This is a genomic window from Faecalibacillus sp., assembly GCF_047023275.1.
Taxonomy (GTDB): Bacteria; Bacillota_I; Bacilli_A; order Erysipelotrichales; family Coprobacillaceae; genus Faecalibacillus.
Genome location: NZ_JBKYAR010000011.1, coordinates 49,003 through 68,239, shown reverse-complemented (window position 1 = coordinate 68,239; position 19,237 = coordinate 49,003). Strand labels below are relative to the sequence as shown.

The following is a 19,237-nucleotide window of genomic DNA, read 5'->3' as shown; positions in this document are numbered from 1 at the left end:
CAAAAAATATACTTTATTTAAAATAATAATTTAGATCGGAGGAAGTACCATTGAACACAAAAGAATATTGGAAATTTCAAAAAATAATATATATTTGTATCTTTAAAATAAAAAATTTGATTTATAGTGGCTATAATTGGAAACAGTCAACAAAACAATATAAGTCTTTTGAGAAAATACTTTTTTTCAAGGCAATGGATGGTATTCTTAAAAGTAGCATTATCGCTATATTTCTACATAACTTTGATTCTTTATTTCTGAAAATAACTAAATTTACCATTAATACTACTAACAATAATATTTTATTAGATGTAATTATTGGCGAATTAGGAGTAGCTGGTGTAATTTTAGGATTATATTGTACAAATATTTCTACAGTCTATTCATCAAAATTTTCTAATGCACCAGATGAAATTACAAAAGCATATCATGAAGATAAATTAACCAACAAATGTATAAATTCAATTATTGGTTTTATTATTTTCGGCACTATTATTATTATAGAAATCCTTCTTGGTCTAAATATAGGATGGTTAACAACGCTATCATTAATTTTATGGTCATTAATAGTAGTTATTTCATATGGATTAGTTGGAAATAAAACCTATCAATTGTCTAATGCATTTATGCTTTCAAATAACAGCTTTATTATACTGAAGCGTTTAATATCAAAAAATCTTAGTAATAATCTCTTTTCTTCAGATATAAACTATCAAAATTATTTTTATGAATTAGCTATAAAACATATAAGATTTCTTAAAATTATTCAAAAATATGAATGTAGTAGTAATAACAGCCATAATAGTGCATTACTTAATTTTATGTGTACAAATCTTGAAATAATAAAACAATATTGGGAAATAAAACAAACAATTTCAAAAAATTCTTTATGGTTTCATAGAAAAGGTAAATATCAAAAATGGCATTTGGCTGGTAATTTAGAAACGTCAATTGCTTTAAAAACAGGTACTTCACTAACGCCAAAAGAAGAACCTGACTATTATTGGTTTGAAAATGAAATTATGTCGTTAAATCATTCTTGTATAAATAATTTAATTAATTCTGAAGATTTTGAATCAATATATAATTATTTTTCTGTTTTTAAAGAAATTACAAAAACTGCTATACAAAACAAAGAAGCAAATTATTTTGTTGGGCAAATTGATTGGTTAAAAAATACAATTCAAGAAATTGCTAATAAAAAAAATATGAATGATAATATCGTTTATACTGGAATTATTGAACATATATCTATTTTATATTTAGAAATAATTATGGAAACGAGCAAATATTATCAAAATCTTGATATGAATAGTATTTGTAACTCAATAATTAATGCAATCGATTCAGGAAAACAATTTGAATCATTAAAAGAAATCCGAGGTAGAGATAATATAGAAATCTATAAATCTATATTAATAGAAATTCGTACAGAAGGTACTCGTATTACACCGAATTGGGTAATTAAACAATATATTGCAAAAGAAGAATACGTTTATTTAAATTCTTTAAATGACTTAATTAAAGAAAGCATTGAACATGCGTATTCTTTAGGAAATTTTTTCTTAGAAAAAAATATGTATTATGAAGCCTGCATTATTTTTATAAGATTCTACGAATATGAATCTAAATTATCTAATTTCTATAATCTTGCTCAAACAAAAAAAATAGAACTAGAAAAATATTGTATAGACAAAAATGATAAGTGGGATGAATGGAGATTAAATGGTATAAAACAATTGTTCCTTTCATACAAAAAAGATTTGCCTAAGTTACTTTTAAACTGTGCAGGGGAATTTTCAATAAAAAAATGGAATTGTAGAGATGAGTATCCTGACTTTTTAGGTGCATGTTATAATCATATTTCTGAAGATACAGTAAATTCATTAACCAATAATAATAAAGAACAATATAAAGCTAATTTTACCAATTTAACAAAGATAATGTTATTATATCAAGAATATATTAGATCTGATTTTATCAAAAATAAAGATTTATACAGGATTGAATATGCATATTATATGTTCACTTCTCCCATTGTTGAGTGGGCTCAGATTGGAGGATTAGGTATTTTATGGGGAGAATTTTTTGAAGATAAGGAATGGTCAAAAATTGTTAATGATACTTTTAAAACTATTTTTTCAGATAACGGAAAAAATAATAATGAATTAATAACATTAGCAGAAAAACTCATAGAATATGTGCAACAACGTGACAAGTTCATGTTTGGAATAAGTTCTCGTAGTATTTTAGAAACAAGCTGGAATCAATATGTTGAAAATATAATTAGAAAATCTAAAAAAATCGAAACTGAATATACTATGTTTAATCTACAAGTAAAAACAAAAAGTAAACTACTTAACTCTTTTTGTCCTAATTTCATGAATACAGGATTTTCAATAGATCCTTCTGAAGTTTTTTGGGTAGTTTGTGTTAATCCTTTGCTTTCTAATGAAAAAAAATTTCATACAAAATTTTCATGGGAGGATAAATTATATGATTAATTACAAAAAAATTACAAAAAAAATTGAAAAAAAATATAAAAAAACCGCAGATAATATATATTCATATAAATTTTATCAGGATCTGTTTTCTGGATACTCCTATTCACTTGGAGAAAAAAAATTAAGTAAAAATAAATTTTTTTATATTACTTCGCATGATAAAAATATAAAAAATTTATTTCGACATGCGGGATACGATTTTTCATATGAATTAGAAAAAAATATTGATAAGGCTTTGTATAGCCTGGCACTATACGGAACATCTTATTTATATGTAAAACCAAGTTATTATAAAACACAAGATAATTCCGGACAAGAAAAAAGACAACTATCTTCATTAAATATTAATGAAGTAAAAGGTATATTAAAAAATAAACATTTTTTTACTATTGACTATTCAAAAAAGGTCACTGAATTAAATCTTAATGATGGTATATTAATTATTTTAGATTTAAAAGAATTAGGATACAAAAGAAAGTATTTTGTTCAATTAGTCAAAAAATTAACTAAATATGACACTACATCCGCTTCAATTGAATTAACTAACAACGAACCTTCATATAATTTCAAGGTTCATGTTAATAAAAGTCGCGAGCATATTCTTAAAATTGTCAAAGAAACTGGTTGGATGTTTGAAACAGATGGGCTTTCCTCCAGCTATATTTTATATAAAGAAATTAAAATGCGGTTATTCAAAATAAAACTACTTAATTACATACTTTATAAAATTAATAAATCTTTAACTGAAAATTATATTCACGATGACTCTTTTAAAATTCAGGCTTCATTAAAAGAAATCGATTATAATGATATATGGAAGAAATATCAATCAAGCGAATTAACTACTTCAGATTTAAATAAATTACTGTGGTAAAACACACTATTTTTTATAAATTTACAAGTTTATTCTACTAATATAGAAAATTCTATATTTCTTATTTCTCATAGGCTTTATGCCTATGAGATTTTTTATGTTATAATTGGAATAGTTTTACAGTTGGAGGAATTATATGAAAACAATTAATGTTGTTGCTGGAATAATAAAAAAAGATAATAAGATTTTTATAGCTGAAAGAGGGTATGGTGAATTTAAGGGAATGTATGAATTTCCTGGTGGAAAAATTGAACCTGGTGAAAAACCTAAAGATGCTTTAAAAAGAGAACTTTATGAAGAAATGCAAGCTCATATAGAAGTTGATTCTTTCTTCTATCATGTACATTATGAATATCCTGATTTTATTTTAGAAATGGATTGTTTTATTTGTCATTTATTAGATGATCATCTTGTTTTATTAGAACATTTAGATGGTAAATGGATTGATCCTCAAAATAATGATGAATCTATTGTATGGATACCAGCGGATATTGAAGTTATTAATGAATTAAAGAAAAGAGGTTAGGGTTATGGAAACTCTTCAAGAATTTCAACCACGTCTTGTTTACAACAATTATAAAGAACATATAAAAGTATCTCATGAATTAGAATTACTTTTTAAAAACTGTGATTCTTTTGAATTATCTGTTGCCTTTATTGCTGATTCTGGTCTTGCTGCACTTAAAGAATGTTTTGATTATTTAAGAGATCATCACATTCCTGGAAAAATTATTACCTCTACTTATTTAGGTTTTAATGCTCCAAGTATGTTTAAAAAGCTATTAAAATATGAAAATATTGAAGTAAAAATATTTGAAGGTAAAGGATTTCATCCAAAAGGATATATCTTTCATAAAAAAGATCAAACAGATATTATGATTGGTAGTAGCAATCTTACACAAAATGCTTTAGCTGTAAATCAAGAATGGAATCTATTCTTTTCTTCTGATACACAAAAAGAGATTGTTTTAAAAGTTGAAGATGAATTTAATAAACAATGGAAACAATCTATCCCTCTAACAAATGAATGGATTGAAGATTATCAAAAAGTTTATGTAAAACCTCAAAGACATCAAACAATCAATGTCTCTAAAGAAATAAAACCAAACTATATGCAAAAAAATGCTTTAGAATCATTAGATAACCTAAGAAAAAATAATAAGGACAAAGCTCTACTTATTAGTGCTACTGGAACAGGTAAAACATATCTTGCAGCATTTGATGTAAAAGCTGTTAATCCAAAAAGAATGTTATTTGTTGTTCATCGTAGAAGTATTGCTATTAAAGCGATGGAAACCTTTAAAACAATTATTAAAGATAAATCTATGGGATTATTCTCAGGGGATAATAGAGATATAGATTGTGATTACATCTTTGCAACAATTCAAACAATTTATAAACCTGAAAATAGACAACTCTTTTCTAAAGAAGAATTTAATTACATCATTATTGATGAAGTTCACAAAGCAGGAGCAAATTCTTATCAAGAACTTGTAAACTATTTTAAACCACAGTTTCTATTAGGTATGTCAGCAACTCCTGAAAGAACAGATGATTTTGATATTTATAAAATGTTTGATTATAACATTGCTTATGAAATAAGATTACAACAAGCTATGAAATATGACTTATTATGTCCTTTTCATTATTATGGAATAACTGATATTACAATTGATGATCAACCTATTAATGATATGTCTGATTTTAATTTACTAGTTGATGAAAAAAGAGTTGATTATGTTATTAATAAAATTAATGACTATGGTTATTCAGGAAATCATGTTCACGGTTTAATCTTTGTGAGTAGAAAAGAAGAAGCTTGTAAGCTTTCTGAAATGTTTAATCAAAGAGGTTTTCATACTTGTGCTTTAACTGGTGAAGCTTCTGAAAAACAAAGACAAGAAGCTATGGATTCTCTAGAATCAAATGAAGAAGGAAGTCTTGATTATATCTTTACTGTAGATATTTTTAATGAAGGAATTGATATTCCTAAAGTAAATCAAGTTGTCATGTTAAGACCTACGCAATCATCTATTATTTTTATTCAACAACTTGGTAGAGGACTTCGAAAAAATGAAGAAAAAGATTACGTAGTTGTTATTGATTTTATTGGAAATTATGAAAAGAACTTCTTTATTCCTATTGCTTTAAGTGGCAATACAAATCTCAATAAAGATAATTTGAGAAGGTTTGTGAGTGAAGGAAATCTAATAATACCAGGTGCTTCTACTATTCAATTTGATGAAATATCAAAGAAAAGAATATTTGATGCTATTGATGCGGCTAAACTTGATGGTTTGAAACTAATTAAAGAGAAGTATTTTGAATTAAAGAATAAGCTTGGAAGAATTCCAAAAATTAGCGATTTTGAAAAATATGGTTCTATTGATATTCAAAAGATATTTCAAAATAATGAACTAAGATCTTATCATCAATTATTAAAAAAATATGATGATGATTACCCTGTTCAGTTTACCGAATTAGAAGAAAAATATTTAAAATTTATTTCTAACAAACTTTCATCAGGAAAAAGAATACAAGAACTTGAAACGATTCGTCTTGCCATTGAAAAAAAATCAAATCTTATGAATTATTTGAAAAAAGAAATGAAAAATACATATAACATTGAAATATCAGATATTAATTATGAGAGTATAATAAATTATCTTACTCAAAATTTTGCAGCAGGAACATCTAAGAAAACTTATGCAGATGTTGAAATTATCGATAAAAACAATAATATTTCTCCTACGTTCAGTAAATTGCTTTTAAATAATGAATTTAAAAGACAAGTGATTGAAGTATTAGATTATGCAATACAAAAATATAAAAATGAATATAATAATCGCTATAAAGATACTGATTTATGTCTTTATAAAAAGTATACTTATGAAGATGTCTGCAGACTATTAAATTGGGAAAAAAATTTAAGTTCTGTAATGTTTGGATATAGATATGATGAACATACAAACACATTGCCAATTTTTGTTAATTATGAAAAAGATGAAAATATTTCTGATACTACTAAATATAATGATCGTTTTGTAGATCCTCAAACATTTATTGCAATATCTAAATCAAATATGACTTTACAAGATGATAAGATGATTCCATTTATTAATGCTAACAAAAATCATACATCTATACATATCTTTATTAGAAAAAATAAACTGGATGAAGAATCAAAAGAATTTTATTATTTAGGTTTAGGAAATATCTTGAATATTAAACAAGAAACAATGGCGAATAACAGTCCAGTATGTGAAATACTTTATCAATTAGATCAACCAGTTCGTAAAGATATTTATGACTATATTGTAAATAATTAATTTATTTATATACCAAAAAAACCTGCATCTCGTGCAGGTTTTTCAATATTATATATTATTTAAATAGTTTAGAGAAATAGTTTTTAACAACGTGATTTTTAATTTTTGATAATGTTGTGTTGCTTGAATCGAATCTGTCTTTTTTAGCCCAACCTGGTTGAGAATCTGCTTGATTAGTTGTTAAATATGAATAGTAATTTACACACATGATTTTGTTCCTCCTTAGTATTTTATATCCCTTTTGTTACTTATATTATATGTAAGAAAGTATAAAAATTATATGTGTTGAGGTTATGAGAATATTGCATACATTTGTGCATTATGCACAATGGTTAATATAGTTTTAAACTATATCTAAGTAGATATTATTTGTATTATTCAAACTATGTTTTGATTGATAAAATAAAGACATAGTTTGAAAGGAATGAATGATATGAGTCAATTAAATAGATATGAATTTGTAGGAAGTTTTTTACGTCCTGAAAGATTAAAAGAAGCTAGAAAAAATTATGAATTAAATAATATAACTAAAGAAGAACTTACTAAAGTAGAAGATGAACGTATTGTAGAACTTGTAAATAAACTTAAAGAGTTAGGTTATCATACTATCACAGATGGTGAATTTAGACGTTCTACTTGGCATTTAGACTTTATGTGGGGATTTGAAGGGGTTGAACATAAAAAGACTGTAGATGGCAATCAAACATTTGATGGAGAAGCAGCTATGATTGATGATACTTATATGACAGGAGAGATTTCTTGTAAAGATCATCCTTTTGTTGAACACTTTAAATTTGTGAAAGCATTAGAAGATGAAAATACTGTAGCTAAACAAACAATTCCTTCACCTGGTCAATTCTATGCTTTCTTTACAGGAGCTGATTTATTAGATAAAACATTAGGTTTCTATGGTAGTGAAGAAGCTTTTGCTGACGATGTTGTTAAAGCATACAATGAATTTGTTCAAGAAATTTATCACGCTGGATGCCGTCAATTACAATTTGATGATTGTGTATGGGGTGGTATGGTTAATCCTGAACTTGCTGTAAGTTTAACAGGAAGAAAGGGAGAAGAATTAGAAAAATATAAACAACTTTTATTAGATTTAAATAATAAAGTTGTTGCTAGTGCACCTGAAAATCTAACAATTAATACTCATGTATGTAGAGGAAATTATCATTCTACTTACTTTAGTTCAGGAGCTTATGATGGTGTAGCTGATTTACTCTTTGGTGAAGAAAATGTAGATGCGTATTTCTTAGAATATGATGATCATCGTTCTGGTGGTTTTGCTCCATTAAAGAAAGTATCAGGAGATAAGAAAGTTGTTTTAGGTCTTATTACTACAAAGAAACCTGATTTAGAAGATAAAGAACTTGTTAAAAGAAGAATTTATGAAGCAACTAAATATATTCCTTTAGAACGTTTATATTTAAGTCCTCAATGTGGTTTTGCTTCATGTGAAATTGGTAATAAATTAACGGAAGAACAACAATGGGCTAAACTTAAACTTGTTAAAGAAATTGCTGAAGAAGTATGGGGATAATCAAGGAAATTGTTAATTTGTAACAAATACTGTTCACAAAATTAGTAATAATTTATATCCACAAAAAAGGATACAAAACAGGTAATACGAGAACCTGTCTTGTGTCCTTTTTTTGTTGAAAAATAAGGGCTGTTTACAGATTATTAACAAGATAGGTAAGAGGTATGGAGAGAGTATTAATAGGATAATAAATTCTACTAAAAAAATGGATAACAGGATTTATAAATAAACAAATTAATATTTAAAAAATGAGATTGATATTTTTTAAATAAATGCATATAATATATATGAACAAAGATATTTGTTCGATTTAAGTGCGTTGCTACTTTGAGTGCAAACCTTTAATTTAAGTGCTTCACTACTTTAAATGTGAACCTTTAATTTAAGTGCTTCGCAGCTTAAAATGCGAATTCTTTAATTTACAGGAAGATTAGTTTTATCTTCCTGTTTTGTTATACTTGGGAGGATAAAAATGGATTTCTATCGCATAGATGAAAAATATATAAAATTTCTTCAACAATATGAAAAACAAAAAAGAGGAATTACAAAGGTACCAAATATTAAGTATTCTGATCATAATAAATTTGCCTTTGGAGCCGTAATGAAAATTAATGATATCCATTATTATGTTTCTGTATCATCATTTTCAAAAAAACAAGAAGCAAATATTTTAATAAAAGTACCTAGTGATAAAAAAATAATTAAAGGTTCTTTAAGATTTAATTATATGATTCCAGTTCCTGAAACGTGTCTTAATAAATTGGTGATTAAAGATATTTCCGATGAGAAATATAAAATATTACTTAATAAAGAGTTTAGATTTTGTATAGATAACGCAAAACGAATTCAAAAAAAAGCACATAAAATATACGAAATGGTTATAAACAATCATAAACAAATTTTAACTGATAACAGTTGTGATTTTAAAATTCTAGAAGACGGCTACAGAAAGTACATAGAAAAGAATTTAAAATAAAATATCTTCTTGAAATTTTAATATATTTATATTTTATTCTATACCATTTTTCTGTATATTATAAATACTTTAACAGTTCTTATAAAAAGAAAAGGAGAATAACATTGATAATATCAGTATTTTCTCCTTTTTTTGTTTTGTAATGAATATGCGTACACTATTTTACAATATGCATATGAGGGTAAGGTATTTCAATACCTTCCTTTTTAAATTCAGTGACTAAATCTTTACGAATATCTGCCAGCATTTGAAAACCTTGTACATTATCTTCACTAGTGATTGTTGCTCTTAATTGAATACTGCTATCTTTTAAATCAGAAACAATCACAGGGACTAATGGATCCTTTTTATCTTTTCTTCCATCAATGAATAAAGGATGTTTTACAACAAGATCTTGAATCACTTTGATTGCTTGATCTATATCACTTTCATAAGAAATATCGATATAAAGATAATTTGCTTTAACATGTTCGATTTGTGAAATATTTTCAATAATTGCTTTATTCATAATATCATTAGGAACAATCATTTGTGTCTTTTCTAATGTTTCAATAACACTATGTCTAAGTGAAATATCAATAACAGTTCCTCTAACATTATGCCCTGTAACAACAATAAAATCACCAATCTTATAAGGCTTATAAGCCATAATCATGGCACCATTAATAAGATTACCTGCAGCTTCTTGACTGGCAAGTCCAATAACTACGGCAACGATTCCTCCAGATGCAAGTAAGGCAGTCGCAAATGATTTTAAAAACTTCACTTCACTACAAATAATTGCTAAAAAGATTGTAATGAGAATAATCTTTTTAATTCTTTTTTGTAAAACATAATTATCAGGCCATTTCTTTTTAATAAACTTATTTAATAATTTATTGATTGCAATTAAAACAATTCCTGCAATAATAATTGAAATAACCCCATTAATAATTCCATTCACAAATAAATTATCAATTTGTGTAAATACTTTTTCCATTCAATTTACCTCTTTTTATAATACTTTGAAAAAATATATAAGAATACAGATTGCATGGCACCAACAATAGAAACCATCAAACATCCATAACAAATCCAATAAAGAATAATATTTCCTGTATTGATCGCATTTAAAATAAAGAAAACAACAAAAGCAATAAGAGCTACATTCCTTGTATACTTAAAAAAACGATAAAATCTTTGTGCTAATATCTCATTTGTATTCATCTTATTTACCTATGCAAAAGCGTTTAAATAACTCATCTAATAAATCTTCTTTTGCTTGCTCTCCTAATATTTCTTTTAAACATGACCAACTATCATAAAGATCTTCTACAATTAAATCAGCAGGAACAGACATCTTCATCGCATCAATTGCTGTTTGTAAAGAAACAGCTGCTTTTTCTAATAATTGTGTTTGTCTTGCATTTGTAAGATAGTATTCTTCTTGATTACTGATCAATCCTAAATTAAATTTCTTTTTGATTTCTTTAGTAAGAGCTAAAATATCTTGTTCCTTAGCAGATATTTCAACACCTTCTAAATCAACTTTCTTACCTAAATCTGTCTTATTAATAATAATAATACGATTTGTATCTTCAGTAAGTTCTAACAATTTTTGATCTTCTTGATCAAGTTCTTTACTTCCATCAATGACTAATAAAACAAGATCTGCTTTTTTAATCATTTCTTTAGATTTTTCAACCCCAAGACTTTCTACAATATTATCGGTTTCTCTAATTCCAGCAGTATCAATCATATTCAATAAAATACCATCTACTGTAACAGAACCCTCAACTACATCTCTCGTTGTTCCAGCAATATTTGTAACAATTGCTTTTTCTTCTTTTAACATCGCATTCAATAAGCTTGATTTACCAACATTTGGTTTACCAATGATCGCTGTTTGAATTCCATCTTTTAATAATTTAATATTTTTAGAATCTTCTATGATCTTATTCATTTTTTCAATTAAAGAAGTAGACATTGGTAAAAGCTTATCCGCTGTAAGTTCTTCAACATCTTCATATTCAGGATAATCAATATTCACTTCAATTTGAGTAATAATTTGAATTAAATCTTCTTTTAAATCTTTAATAAAATGACTAATACTTCCTTGAATACCCTTTAAAGCAAGAGAAGAAGCATAACTATTTTTAGCCGTAATAATATCACTAATAGCTTCAGCTTGTGATAAATCAATACGTCCATTTAAAAAAGCACGTTTACTAAATTCACCACGTTCTGCTAATCTTGCTCCATGATGTAAACAAATATCAACAACTCTATTTGTAATATAAACACCACCATGACAATTGATTTCTACCATTTCTTCTCCAGTAAAAGTTCTTTTACCACGATAGATATTCACTAATACTTCATCTACTTTTCCACCATTATCTTTTATATAACCATATGTAATGGTATGACTCTCTTTATTTATAATCTTTCCTGTAAAAAACTGTTGAACAAATGCAATAACATCTTTTCCTGATAAACGGATAATTGAAATTGCTGCTTCTAGTCTTGATGTTGCTACTGCAACAATAATATCATCATTCATTTTCATACCACCTTTCTTTTTGATACTATCTTATTTTGTTGATTTTATCAATAAATAACTCCCTCATTATAACAAATATTTTTTATTTTTGATATATGATTTTTTTCGATTGATTTCTATATTTTAATCATATATTATTATGTACAAATAGGGGTGAAAAAATGAAAAAGCTGAATAAAAAAGTTCCTATAATCGGAGGTGCTGTTATAGGAGTGATATTGGTTATTTATATCATTTTATGTTTTCTAGCATCAGGTAATGGATTTATCAAGAATATGACAATTAATGGCATAAAGGTCAATAATATGTCTAAGGATGAAATTGTCACTCAGCTTGAAAAACAGTATCAAAAGGATGAAAAAAATCTATTATTGAATTTATCATTGAATGATCAAAAGTATCAAATAGATATGAAAGATAATGTTAAAGTCAATATTGAAAAACAAGTCAATAATATTCAAAAGAAATATAATAATTTCTTTACAAAAGGATATCATTACTTACTACAACATAATGAAAACATTTCTATAGATATTAAAAATCAAAAACAACTTAATAAAGATATCAAAAAATCAGGTATTTTAGATTATTCAACTTTAGTACCTACTACTTATAAAGTTGAAAAAACAAAAGTTATCTTTACTAAAGGTAAAAGTGGTGAAGCAGTTAAACAAAAAGATGTTTATAACACAATTCAAACTGCTTTAAATGAATATGATTTTAATAAAACTTTAAAGATTAAACCTTCATCTGTTTCAGAAGATGAAAGTGTTATGAAAACAATTTATAAGACTTTATCTAAGAAAGGTAAAAATGCGACTTTAGATAAAAATAATGATTATAAAATTGTAGCTGAACAATATGGTGCTAAATATGATTTAGATGATTCAATTAGTGCTTTTAATAAAGCTAAAGAAGGAAAAGAATTTGAAGTTAAAGCAAAAGCTATTGTTCCAAGTATTACTAAAGAAGATTTAGAAAGGAATTTATTTAAAGATGTTTTAGGTGAATATACAACAACTGTAAATGGTTCATCTGTAAGAAAAAACAATGTTAGACTTGCTGGTGAAAAATGTAATGTGATCTTACTTCCAGGTGAAGAGTTTTCTTACAATCAAACAGTTGGAAAAAGAACAAAAGAAAATGGTTTTGGTGAAGCAGGAGCTTATTTAAATGGCGAAACTGTTCAAGAAGTTGGAGGTGGCGTTTGTCAAACTTCTTCAACATTATATAATGCTGTTGTTTTAGCTAATTTAGAAGTAACTGAAAGAACAAATCATACGTATATTTCAAGTTATGTACCAATTGGAAGAGATGCCACTGTTTCTTGGGGTGGTCCTGATTTTAAATTTAAAAATAATAGAGATTATCCAATTAAAATAGAAGCAAGTTATGCTGGTGGTAAGTTAACATGTAAAATTATTGGAACTGATGTTGATGGAAGTTATGTGAAGTTTACAAGTGAAAGAACAGGGGATGTCGCATATAACACAAAATATGAAAATGATGATACTATTCCTGAAGGTCAACAAGTTACAAAGCAAGCTGGATCTAATGGTGGTAAAGCCGTTTCTTATCGTTTAGTTTATGATAAAGATGGTAAATTACTTTCAAAGAAAAAAGAAGCCAATAGTTATTATAAAGGTCACGAAGCAATTATTGCAGTAGGAACAATGAAGGTTGAACAAGTTCCAGAAACAACCCCTGAAACGACTCCAAATACTGAACCAACTCAACCTGAAACAACGATTGAACCCTCAGAAACGACAGCACAATAAAAAAACGAGCATTGCTCGTTTTTTTATACATTTTCAATGATTTCTAAAATTTGTTCGATATTCTTTTTTCCAAAAACGACTTTTTGATCATTAATAACCATGCATGGTACTGACATGATTTGATATTGATCTTTAAGTTGTTTAAAGTGTTGAATATCATAGACCTCCGTTGTTATTTGTTTATTTAACGAAGCTATTCTTTGAGCTGAAGTAACGAGTTCTGGACACATCGTACAAGATAAAGAAACTATAATTTTTATATTAATCTCTTTATTTATTTTATCTATTCTTTCTAAATAAGTTTGTTCTATCTTTTGTCCTGGTCCTGCAACATTATAAATTCCTAGAATGAAAGAGGTGAATTCATGTCCACCAGGTACACCATGGAAAGTTAAGCCACTCCATGTACCATCTTCTAAACAAATATTGACAGAAGGAATCTCTTGATTTGTTTTTTCTATAGCTATTTTTATTTTATCGGTTTGTAATGCTAATGCTTCCATATATCCTTTTAATTCATTGGATAACGTACTTTCATTGAGTAATAATTTAAGAATAATTGGATTTTCCATACGTGAAAAAACAGCTTGTAATTGTGAAAGCATGTGTTCATCAAGTAATGAATCGTTATTAACAGTTACCTGTTCTTCCTTTTTTACTTGAGGAATTTTTGGTATTATTCCCGTTTTTTGATGCATTTTTTCAACATATTTTTCTAATGATGTGGCTGCTTTTGCACCATCACTTACCGCTGTAACGACTTGACGCAATTCTTTAATACAAACATCACCAGCTCCATAGATACCTTCTTTATTTGTTTTTTGATTTTGATCAGTAACGATATAACCAGATTCATTGAGTTCTACAATATCTTTTACAAGAGATGTATTCGGTTGATAACCCGCAAAGACAAAAACACCAAAAGTATCATTTTCATTTGCATGATATTCAATCACTTCATTTGTTTTTTTATTATGATACTTTAAAGATTCTAAATACGTATGACCACTGACTTCAAGTACTTCAACATTTGTATAAACAGTTATCTTTTCATGATTTTTTGCTAACGAAGCAATAGAAGAAGCACAACTAAAGTCATCTTCTCTTATTAAAATAGTGACATGTTTTGCATATCTGGTAAGAAAAACACTTTCTTCTGCAGCAGCATAGCCACCACCTACAACAAATATTTCTTTTCCTTCAAAAAATGAACCATCACACGTTGCACAGTAGGCAATACCATGCCCTTTAAATTCTTCTTCACCAATAAAACCTGCTTTTCTTGGGTGAGCACCTGTCGCTATAACAATACCAAAACACTTAAATGTTCCTCTTGTCGTTTTTACTTGTTTAAAATCCCCATCATCTTCAATCTTTTGAACCTCAGCTAACACAAAATCAGCTCCAAAATCTTGAGCTTGTTGTCTCATCGATTCTGTCAATTCTTTTCCACTTGTTTTTAAAATACCAGGATAATTAACAACATCAGATGTAATAGTAATTTGTCCACCAAATGTTTCTTTTTCAATAACAAGAACACGATTATTTGCTCTTGCTAAATAAAGAGCTGCAGTTAAACCTGCAGGCCCTCCACCTATAACAATGGCATCATAAATTGTTTGTTCCATAAACTATAATTGTCCTACAAGATCTAAACTTGGTTTTAATGTTTCTTTACCTGGTTCCCATTTTGCTGGACATACTTCATCTCCATGAGTATAAACAAATTGGCAAGCTTGCACTTTTCTCAATAATTCGTCTGCATTACGACCAACATTACCAGCATTGACTTCATAAGCCACAATTTTACCTTCAGGATTAACAACAAATGTACCTCTTTCAGATAAACCGTCTTCTTCAATTAATACTTCAAAATCTTTTGATAAGGCATGAGTAGGATCTGCTAACATAGGGTATTCAATTTTAGAAATACGTTTTGAACTATCATGCCATGCTTTATGAACAAAATGAGTATCAGTAGATACTGAATAGATTTCACAATCTACTTTTTTAAATTCTTCATATTTGTTTGATAAATCTTCTAATTCAGTAGGGCAAACAAACGTAAAATCTGCTGGATAAAAGAAAAATACACTCCATTTTCCTAAAATATCTTCTTTTTTAACTGTTTTAAATTCATCATTTTGAAATGCTTTAACTTCAAAATCATTTACTTCTTTATTAATTAATGACATATAATCTCCTCCTTGGTTAGCTCTTGCTAACTTGTGTGTTTATCATAACGCTAAAAATTAGAATTGTCAATATAAATAGTAATAATTATTGTTATTATTTATTAATACATATATATTATGTCCATTTATTGCAAAAATAAAAGAGACTGTAACGAAATAATTTTTTAAGAAGTTAATTTCGTTTCGTTTGGCTTCTTTTTCTTTGTTTTTCGTATAAAAAAAACATCTTCAGCTATTTTAGCGAGATGTAACCTGATTTTTATATACTTTTTATTTATTTGTAAGTACATACTTTTTAGTTAAGAAGACCTTTTGATTGTGTTGATTTTTCTTTCTTCAATCTATATTTATGATATTTTCTCAAATTATAACCCAAATATACAACGAGAAATTCCATTTTTGTATTTTTCAATCCTCTTCTTGTGAAGTCTGTTCGTACGCTCAAAGGAATCACTACATCACTTCCTTTATCCTTATCATCACTGACAACAACTTGTGGTTCATTACACTTGGCGGTAAATACCTGTGGTTGGTTTATCTAGTGCCATGCCCGGCACACTACAAAAAAAGACAATGTACATCAGTATAATACTGGCAACATTGTCTTTTTTGCTGGACTATATCAATATTTTATTTCGTTACAGCCTCTAAAGAAGTCCCATTCCTTTTAAAATATAAAGCCACATTGTTATAGAAAATCCACTAAAGATGGTTGTTAACATGACTACTGTACTGGTAAGTATTCCTGCATGTCCCATACTTTTTGCCATAACAAAACATGAAACAGTAGTTGCTGAACCAAGCATAACAAGGATGGCTATGAGCTGTTCTCTTTGGAACCCTAAATAGATGGCTAAGGGTAGAAATATTGCGCAGAAACCAAATAACTTAATGAATGAAGCACATAATGCAGGTTTTAAATCACCAAGGGCTTCTTTATAATTAAATGTTGCTCCCATCGCCATTAAACCTAATGGAGTAGCTACATTTCCAATCGAAGTCACGGTCTTATCTAACATCGTTGGCATTGGTAAATGAAGTAAAGACCATAGGATACCAACTACAATCCCAATAAGTATTGGGTTTGTCAAAATACCTTTGATTGTCTTAAGCCAAACTTCTTTACTTATTCCTTTTCTTTCAGGTGAAAAGAAAGAAAGGACAACGACAGCCATAATGTTATATAAAGGTACACTTCCAATAATCATTAAAGGCGCCATTATTGCTTTTCCATATACATTTTGAATTAATGCAATTCCTAGTAATGCCGCTGAACTACGATAGCTTGCTTGAATAAATTCTCCCTGATTCTTTTTATTTTTTAATAAAAAAGAAAGTATTGTTACTATTAAAATACTGAAAATGGTAATAAAAAAACAAAATAAGACGAACTTCGTATCCCAAATTTCCTTAAAATCTAATGTCGCTAAGTCTTTAAATAGTAATACTGGTAATGGTATTAAAAAGACAAATTTATTCATTTTTGATGCAAAAACATCATCAATTATTCCTATTTTTTTAAATAACATCCCTAATATAATCATCGCAAAAACAGGAACCGTCGCATTTAAACTAAAAATTAAATTTTCCATTATTTCCTCCCTAAAGAAAAAACCGCATAAGCGGCTTAATCTACATATGAGATTGTCATATATCTATTTTTTCCTTCACCTTTAGATTCAGTTTTTAAATGATCCATCTTTGCAATCTCTTGATGCATCACTTTTCTTTCATCTGCAGGCATTGGATCTAATTTTAAATCAGCTTTTGTTTTTAAAACTGTTTTACCAAAACGTCTTGCCATACTTGCAACTTTTTTATAACGTTCTTCTTTATAACCATTGATATCAACGCTTACTTCTAAACGTTTTTTAAATGTTGTACTGACAGCATTTTTAACAATTAAGTTAATTGCTCTTAAAATAACTCCAGCTTTACCAATCAAAATAGAATTATTACTTGTATTAATATTACAATAAATTCTTCCATCTTGAACATATGAAACTGTTTCAACTTCAAATTCCATATCAGTTAAGATTTTTCTAACAAAGTTTTCAATATATTCTTGAACCATTTCTACTGTCCAACAAACAATTTCAGCTTTTTTACTAAATAAACCTTTTGTTTCTAAAGTCACTTCATAATTTAATTGATCAACTGTTACACCTAAATCAAGACAGGCATTATTTACAGCATCTTCAACTGTTTTTGCAGTATAAGTTTTCATATCAATACCTCTATTTATTTTTATTTTGTCTCTTAGTTAAATAATTTGTATTTGCTTGATCAACTTCTTTTTGTGCTTTTTCAACATGGTAAATATAAATATACCAAGTTCTAACAATTGTAATAATGTTTGTTGTCATCCAATAAAGTGACATTGCTGCTGGCATGATAGCCGCAAAGTAAATGATAAATAATGTCATGAAGTTATTCATCATATTCATTGATTGCATTTGTGATGTTTCTCTATATTTTGGATTTCTTTTTGACATGATTGTATTGATTTTCATCGCAAAATATTGAGTTAAAGCAACAATTGCAAGTAATACAATATAAGCTATTTCAAATTTAAATACGTGATCGATAGGTTTAGCACCTAAGTTAATACCAAACATATTTGTTTGATATAAAATTTCAATACGTTGAACCGCTTGCCACATTGCAAACATAATAGGTAATGTTAAGAATGTTGTAAACGAAGCCAACATACTAATATCATTTTTCTTATATAAAGCTTGAATTTCAGCAGACATTCTCATTTGAGATGTTTGATCTTTTCTTCCTTTATATTTATTTTGAATTCTTTCTAATTCTGGTTGAATCAATTGCACCTTTTGTTGAGAAACAGTTGATTTAATCATAATTGGTAAAATAATGATATTAATTAAAATAGTAATTAAGATAACACCTAAAGCGATATTATTTAATAAAACATCTCCTAAATAAATAATACTTTTAGAAATAGGGATAACTAATAAGAAATCAAAAATCCCTGATTTCATAGTCCAAGGTGTATTTAAGTTAATTGCTCTTTTCGCAATTAATTTACCGCTTGAATCTAAGTTTGCTGTACATCCAGTTAAGGCCACAACAAATAAAACTAAACAAATAATTTTAAAATATTTTTTAGTTTTGTTATCTAAGATCATCTGCTGATCTCCTTTCTCTTCACTTTTTTATACAAGTACTCTAATTCTTTTTTATTTTCTATATATGTATGATTTAAGAAATTTTTTCTTACAATTACAATATAGTCAACTTCTTCATCAAAATGAAAACATTCTTGAATCATCATACGTAACTGTCTTTTAATTTTATTTCTAGTAACAGCGTTTCCTAATTTTTTGCTTACTGAAATACCAACACGTCCATGCCCAATTTGATTTTCATCTTTATAAATAATAAAACAAGAATTCGCAAAACTCTTTTTTCTAGCAATAATTTTGCTAAAATCTTCATTTCTTTTTACTCTAAATTCTTTTTTCATAAA

The 19,237-nt window shown here is 27.2% G+C and carries 17 protein-coding genes; 7 read left to right on the top strand and 10 right to left on the bottom strand.

Translation table 11 applies throughout. The features are described 5' to 3' along the window. Window positions 1-50: 50 nt before the first annotated feature. From ACLVEP_RS05335 to ACLVEP_RS05320, 4 genes are all read left to right on the top strand, one after another. Complete coding sequence (locus tag ACLVEP_RS05335; RefSeq protein WP_331872969.1) at window positions 51-2,504, top strand: hypothetical protein; 2,454 nt, start codon at window positions 51-53, stop codon at window positions 2,502-2,504. Next, window positions 2,497-3,378, top strand: a complete 882-nt coding sequence (locus ACLVEP_RS05330; protein ID WP_331872970.1) for a hypothetical protein — start codon at window positions 2,497-2,499, stop codon at window positions 3,376-3,378. Before ACLVEP_RS05335 ends, ACLVEP_RS05330 begins: the two co-directional genes overlap by 8 nt. Window positions 3,379-3,514: 136 nt before the next feature. Continuing rightward, a complete protein-coding gene (locus ACLVEP_RS05325; RefSeq protein ID WP_331872971.1) occupies window positions 3,515-3,904 on the top strand; it encodes a (deoxy)nucleoside triphosphate pyrophosphohydrolase in 390 nt (129 codons plus the stop codon). Between the two features lie 4 nt (window positions 3,905-3,908). After that, complete coding sequence (locus ACLVEP_RS05320) at window positions 3,909-6,707, top strand: DEAD/DEAH box helicase (RefSeq protein ID WP_412583336.1); 2,799 nt, start codon at window positions 3,909-3,911, stop codon at window positions 6,705-6,707. A gap of 55 nt (window positions 6,708-6,762) precedes the next feature. Here ACLVEP_RS05320 and ACLVEP_RS05315 read toward each other — a convergent pair whose 3' ends face one another. After that, window positions 6,763-6,915, bottom strand: a complete 153-nt coding sequence (locus ACLVEP_RS05315; RefSeq protein WP_155522374.1) for a hypothetical protein — start codon at window positions 6,913-6,915, stop codon at window positions 6,763-6,765. 225 nt (window positions 6,916-7,140) lie between these two features. Here ACLVEP_RS05315 and ACLVEP_RS05310 point away from each other — a divergent pair, with 225 nt between their 5' ends. Together ACLVEP_RS05310 and ACLVEP_RS05305 are read left to right on the top strand one after the other, a co-directional pair. Next, window positions 7,141-8,253, top strand: a complete 1,113-nt coding sequence (locus ACLVEP_RS05310; RefSeq protein WP_412583334.1) for a 5-methyltetrahydropteroyltriglutamate--homocysteine S-methyltransferase — start codon at window positions 7,141-7,143, stop codon at window positions 8,251-8,253. A gap of 472 nt (window positions 8,254-8,725) precedes the next feature. Further along, window positions 8,726-9,229, top strand: a complete 504-nt coding sequence (locus ACLVEP_RS05305; RefSeq protein WP_256186860.1) for a type III toxin-antitoxin system ToxN/AbiQ family toxin — start codon at window positions 8,726-8,728, stop codon at window positions 9,227-9,229. A gap of 157 nt (window positions 9,230-9,386) precedes the next feature. On the opposite strand, the gene ACLVEP_RS05300 is transcribed toward ACLVEP_RS05305, so the two are convergent. The 3 genes from ACLVEP_RS05300 to mnmE are packed head-to-tail and all read right to left on the bottom strand — an operon-like array spanning window position 9,387 to window position 11,771. Continuing rightward, window positions 9,387-10,208: a mechanosensitive ion channel family protein gene (locus ACLVEP_RS05300; RefSeq protein WP_412583332.1), complete on the bottom strand. Its 822-nt coding sequence runs from the start codon at window positions 10,206-10,208 to the stop codon at window positions 9,387-9,389. Between the two features lie 5 nt (window positions 10,209-10,213). Beyond that, on the bottom strand, window positions 10,214-10,435 hold the full coding sequence (locus tag ACLVEP_RS05295) for a hypothetical protein (protein ID WP_412583331.1): 222 nt from the start codon (window positions 10,433-10,435) through the stop codon (window positions 10,214-10,216). A 1-nt stretch (window position 10,436) separates the two neighbouring features. Next, window positions 10,437-11,771 carry a tRNA uridine-5-carboxymethylaminomethyl(34) synthesis GTPase MnmE gene (mnmE, locus tag ACLVEP_RS05290; protein WP_412583329.1) on the bottom strand — a complete coding sequence of 445 codons (1,335 nt, stop codon included), beginning with the start codon at window positions 11,769-11,771 and terminating at the stop codon, window positions 10,437-10,439. A 161-nt stretch (window positions 11,772-11,932) separates the two neighbouring features. Here mnmE and ACLVEP_RS05285 point away from each other — a divergent pair, with 161 nt between their 5' ends. Continuing rightward, window positions 11,933-13,549, top strand: a complete 1,617-nt coding sequence (locus tag ACLVEP_RS05285; RefSeq protein ID WP_412583327.1) for a VanW family protein — start codon at window positions 11,933-11,935, stop codon at window positions 13,547-13,549. Window positions 13,550-13,572: 23 nt separating this feature from the next. Here the strand turns inward: ACLVEP_RS05285 and ACLVEP_RS05280 are convergent, their stop codons facing one another. From ACLVEP_RS05280 to rnpA, 6 genes are all read right to left on the bottom strand, one after another. Continuing rightward, window positions 13,573-15,177: an FAD-dependent oxidoreductase gene (locus ACLVEP_RS05280; protein ID WP_106987424.1), complete on the bottom strand. Its 1,605-nt coding sequence runs from the start codon at window positions 15,175-15,177 to the stop codon at window positions 13,573-13,575. Window positions 15,178-15,180: 3 nt separating this feature from the next. Further along, window positions 15,181-15,744, bottom strand: coding sequence for an alkyl hydroperoxide reductase subunit C (gene ahpC / locus ACLVEP_RS05275; protein WP_106987425.1), 564 nt, complete (start codon window positions 15,742-15,744; stop codon window positions 15,181-15,183). A gap of 647 nt (window positions 15,745-16,391) precedes the next feature. Continuing rightward, window positions 16,392-17,336 carry an AEC family transporter gene (locus tag ACLVEP_RS05270; RefSeq protein ID WP_412583325.1) on the bottom strand — a complete coding sequence of 315 codons (945 nt, stop codon included), beginning with the start codon at window positions 17,334-17,336 and terminating at the stop codon, window positions 16,392-16,394. Between the two features lie 35 nt (window positions 17,337-17,371). After that, the gene (locus ACLVEP_RS05265; RefSeq protein ID WP_412583323.1) at window positions 17,372-17,971 is read right to left on the bottom strand and encodes a protein jag; all 600 of its coding nucleotides are present in this window, start codon (window positions 17,969-17,971) and stop codon (window positions 17,372-17,374) included. 10 nt (window positions 17,972-17,981) lie between these two features. Next, on the bottom strand, window positions 17,982-18,896 hold the full coding sequence (locus ACLVEP_RS05260) for a YidC/Oxa1 family membrane protein insertase (RefSeq protein WP_412583322.1): 915 nt from the start codon (window positions 18,894-18,896) through the stop codon (window positions 17,982-17,984). Further along, window positions 18,893-19,234 (bottom strand): ribonuclease P protein component, encoded by a 342-nt coding sequence (rnpA, locus tag ACLVEP_RS05255; RefSeq protein WP_412583320.1) that lies wholly within the window; start codon window positions 19,232-19,234, stop codon window positions 18,893-18,895. Before rnpA ends, ACLVEP_RS05260 begins: the two co-directional genes overlap by 4 nt. Window positions 19,235-19,237 lie beyond the last annotated feature (3 nt).

Coding starts and splice junctions, on each gene's coding strand:
- ACLVEP_RS05280 (WP_106987424.1), bottom strand. CDS start 15,177: ATGGAACAAACAATTTATGATGCCATTGTTATAGGTGGAGGGCCTGCA.
- ACLVEP_RS05310 (WP_412583334.1), top strand. CDS start 7,141: ATGAGTCAATTAAATAGATATGAATTTGTAGGAAGTTTTTTACGTCCT.
- ACLVEP_RS05295 (WP_412583331.1), bottom strand. CDS start 10,435: ATGAATACAAATGAGATATTAGCACAAAGATTTTATCGTTTTTTTAAG.
- ACLVEP_RS05305 (WP_256186860.1), top strand. CDS start 8,726: ATGGATTTCTATCGCATAGATGAAAAATATATAAAATTTCTTCAACAA.
- rnpA (WP_412583320.1), bottom strand. CDS start 19,234: ATGAAAAAAGAATTTAGAGTAAAAAGAAATGAAGATTTTAGCAAAATT.
- ACLVEP_RS05320 (WP_412583336.1), top strand. CDS start 3,909: ATGGAAACTCTTCAAGAATTTCAACCACGTCTTGTTTACAACAATTAT.
- ACLVEP_RS05285 (WP_412583327.1), top strand. CDS start 11,933: ATGAAAAAGCTGAATAAAAAAGTTCCTATAATCGGAGGTGCTGTTATA.
- ACLVEP_RS05265 (WP_412583323.1), bottom strand. CDS start 17,971: ATGAAAACTTATACTGCAAAAACAGTTGAAGATGCTGTAAATAATGCC.
- ACLVEP_RS05330 (WP_331872970.1), top strand. CDS start 2,497: ATGATTAATTACAAAAAAATTACAAAAAAAATTGAAAAAAAATATAAA.
- ahpC (WP_106987425.1), bottom strand. CDS start 15,744: ATGTCATTAATTAATAAAGAAGTAAATGATTTTGAAGTTAAAGCATTT.
- ACLVEP_RS05315 (WP_155522374.1), bottom strand. CDS start 6,915: ATGTGTGTAAATTACTATTCATATTTAACAACTAATCAAGCAGATTCT.
- ACLVEP_RS05260 (WP_412583322.1), bottom strand. CDS start 18,896: ATGATCTTAGATAACAAAACTAAAAAATATTTTAAAATTATTTGTTTA.
- ACLVEP_RS05325 (WP_331872971.1), top strand. CDS start 3,515: ATGAAAACAATTAATGTTGTTGCTGGAATAATAAAAAAAGATAATAAG.
- ACLVEP_RS05300 (WP_412583332.1), bottom strand. CDS start 10,208: ATGGAAAAAGTATTTACACAAATTGATAATTTATTTGTGAATGGAATT.
- ACLVEP_RS05270 (WP_412583325.1), bottom strand. CDS start 17,336: ATGGAAAATTTAATTTTTAGTTTAAATGCGACGGTTCCTGTTTTTGCG.
- mnmE (WP_412583329.1), bottom strand. CDS start 11,771: ATGAATGATGATATTATTGTTGCAGTAGCAACATCAAGACTAGAAGCA.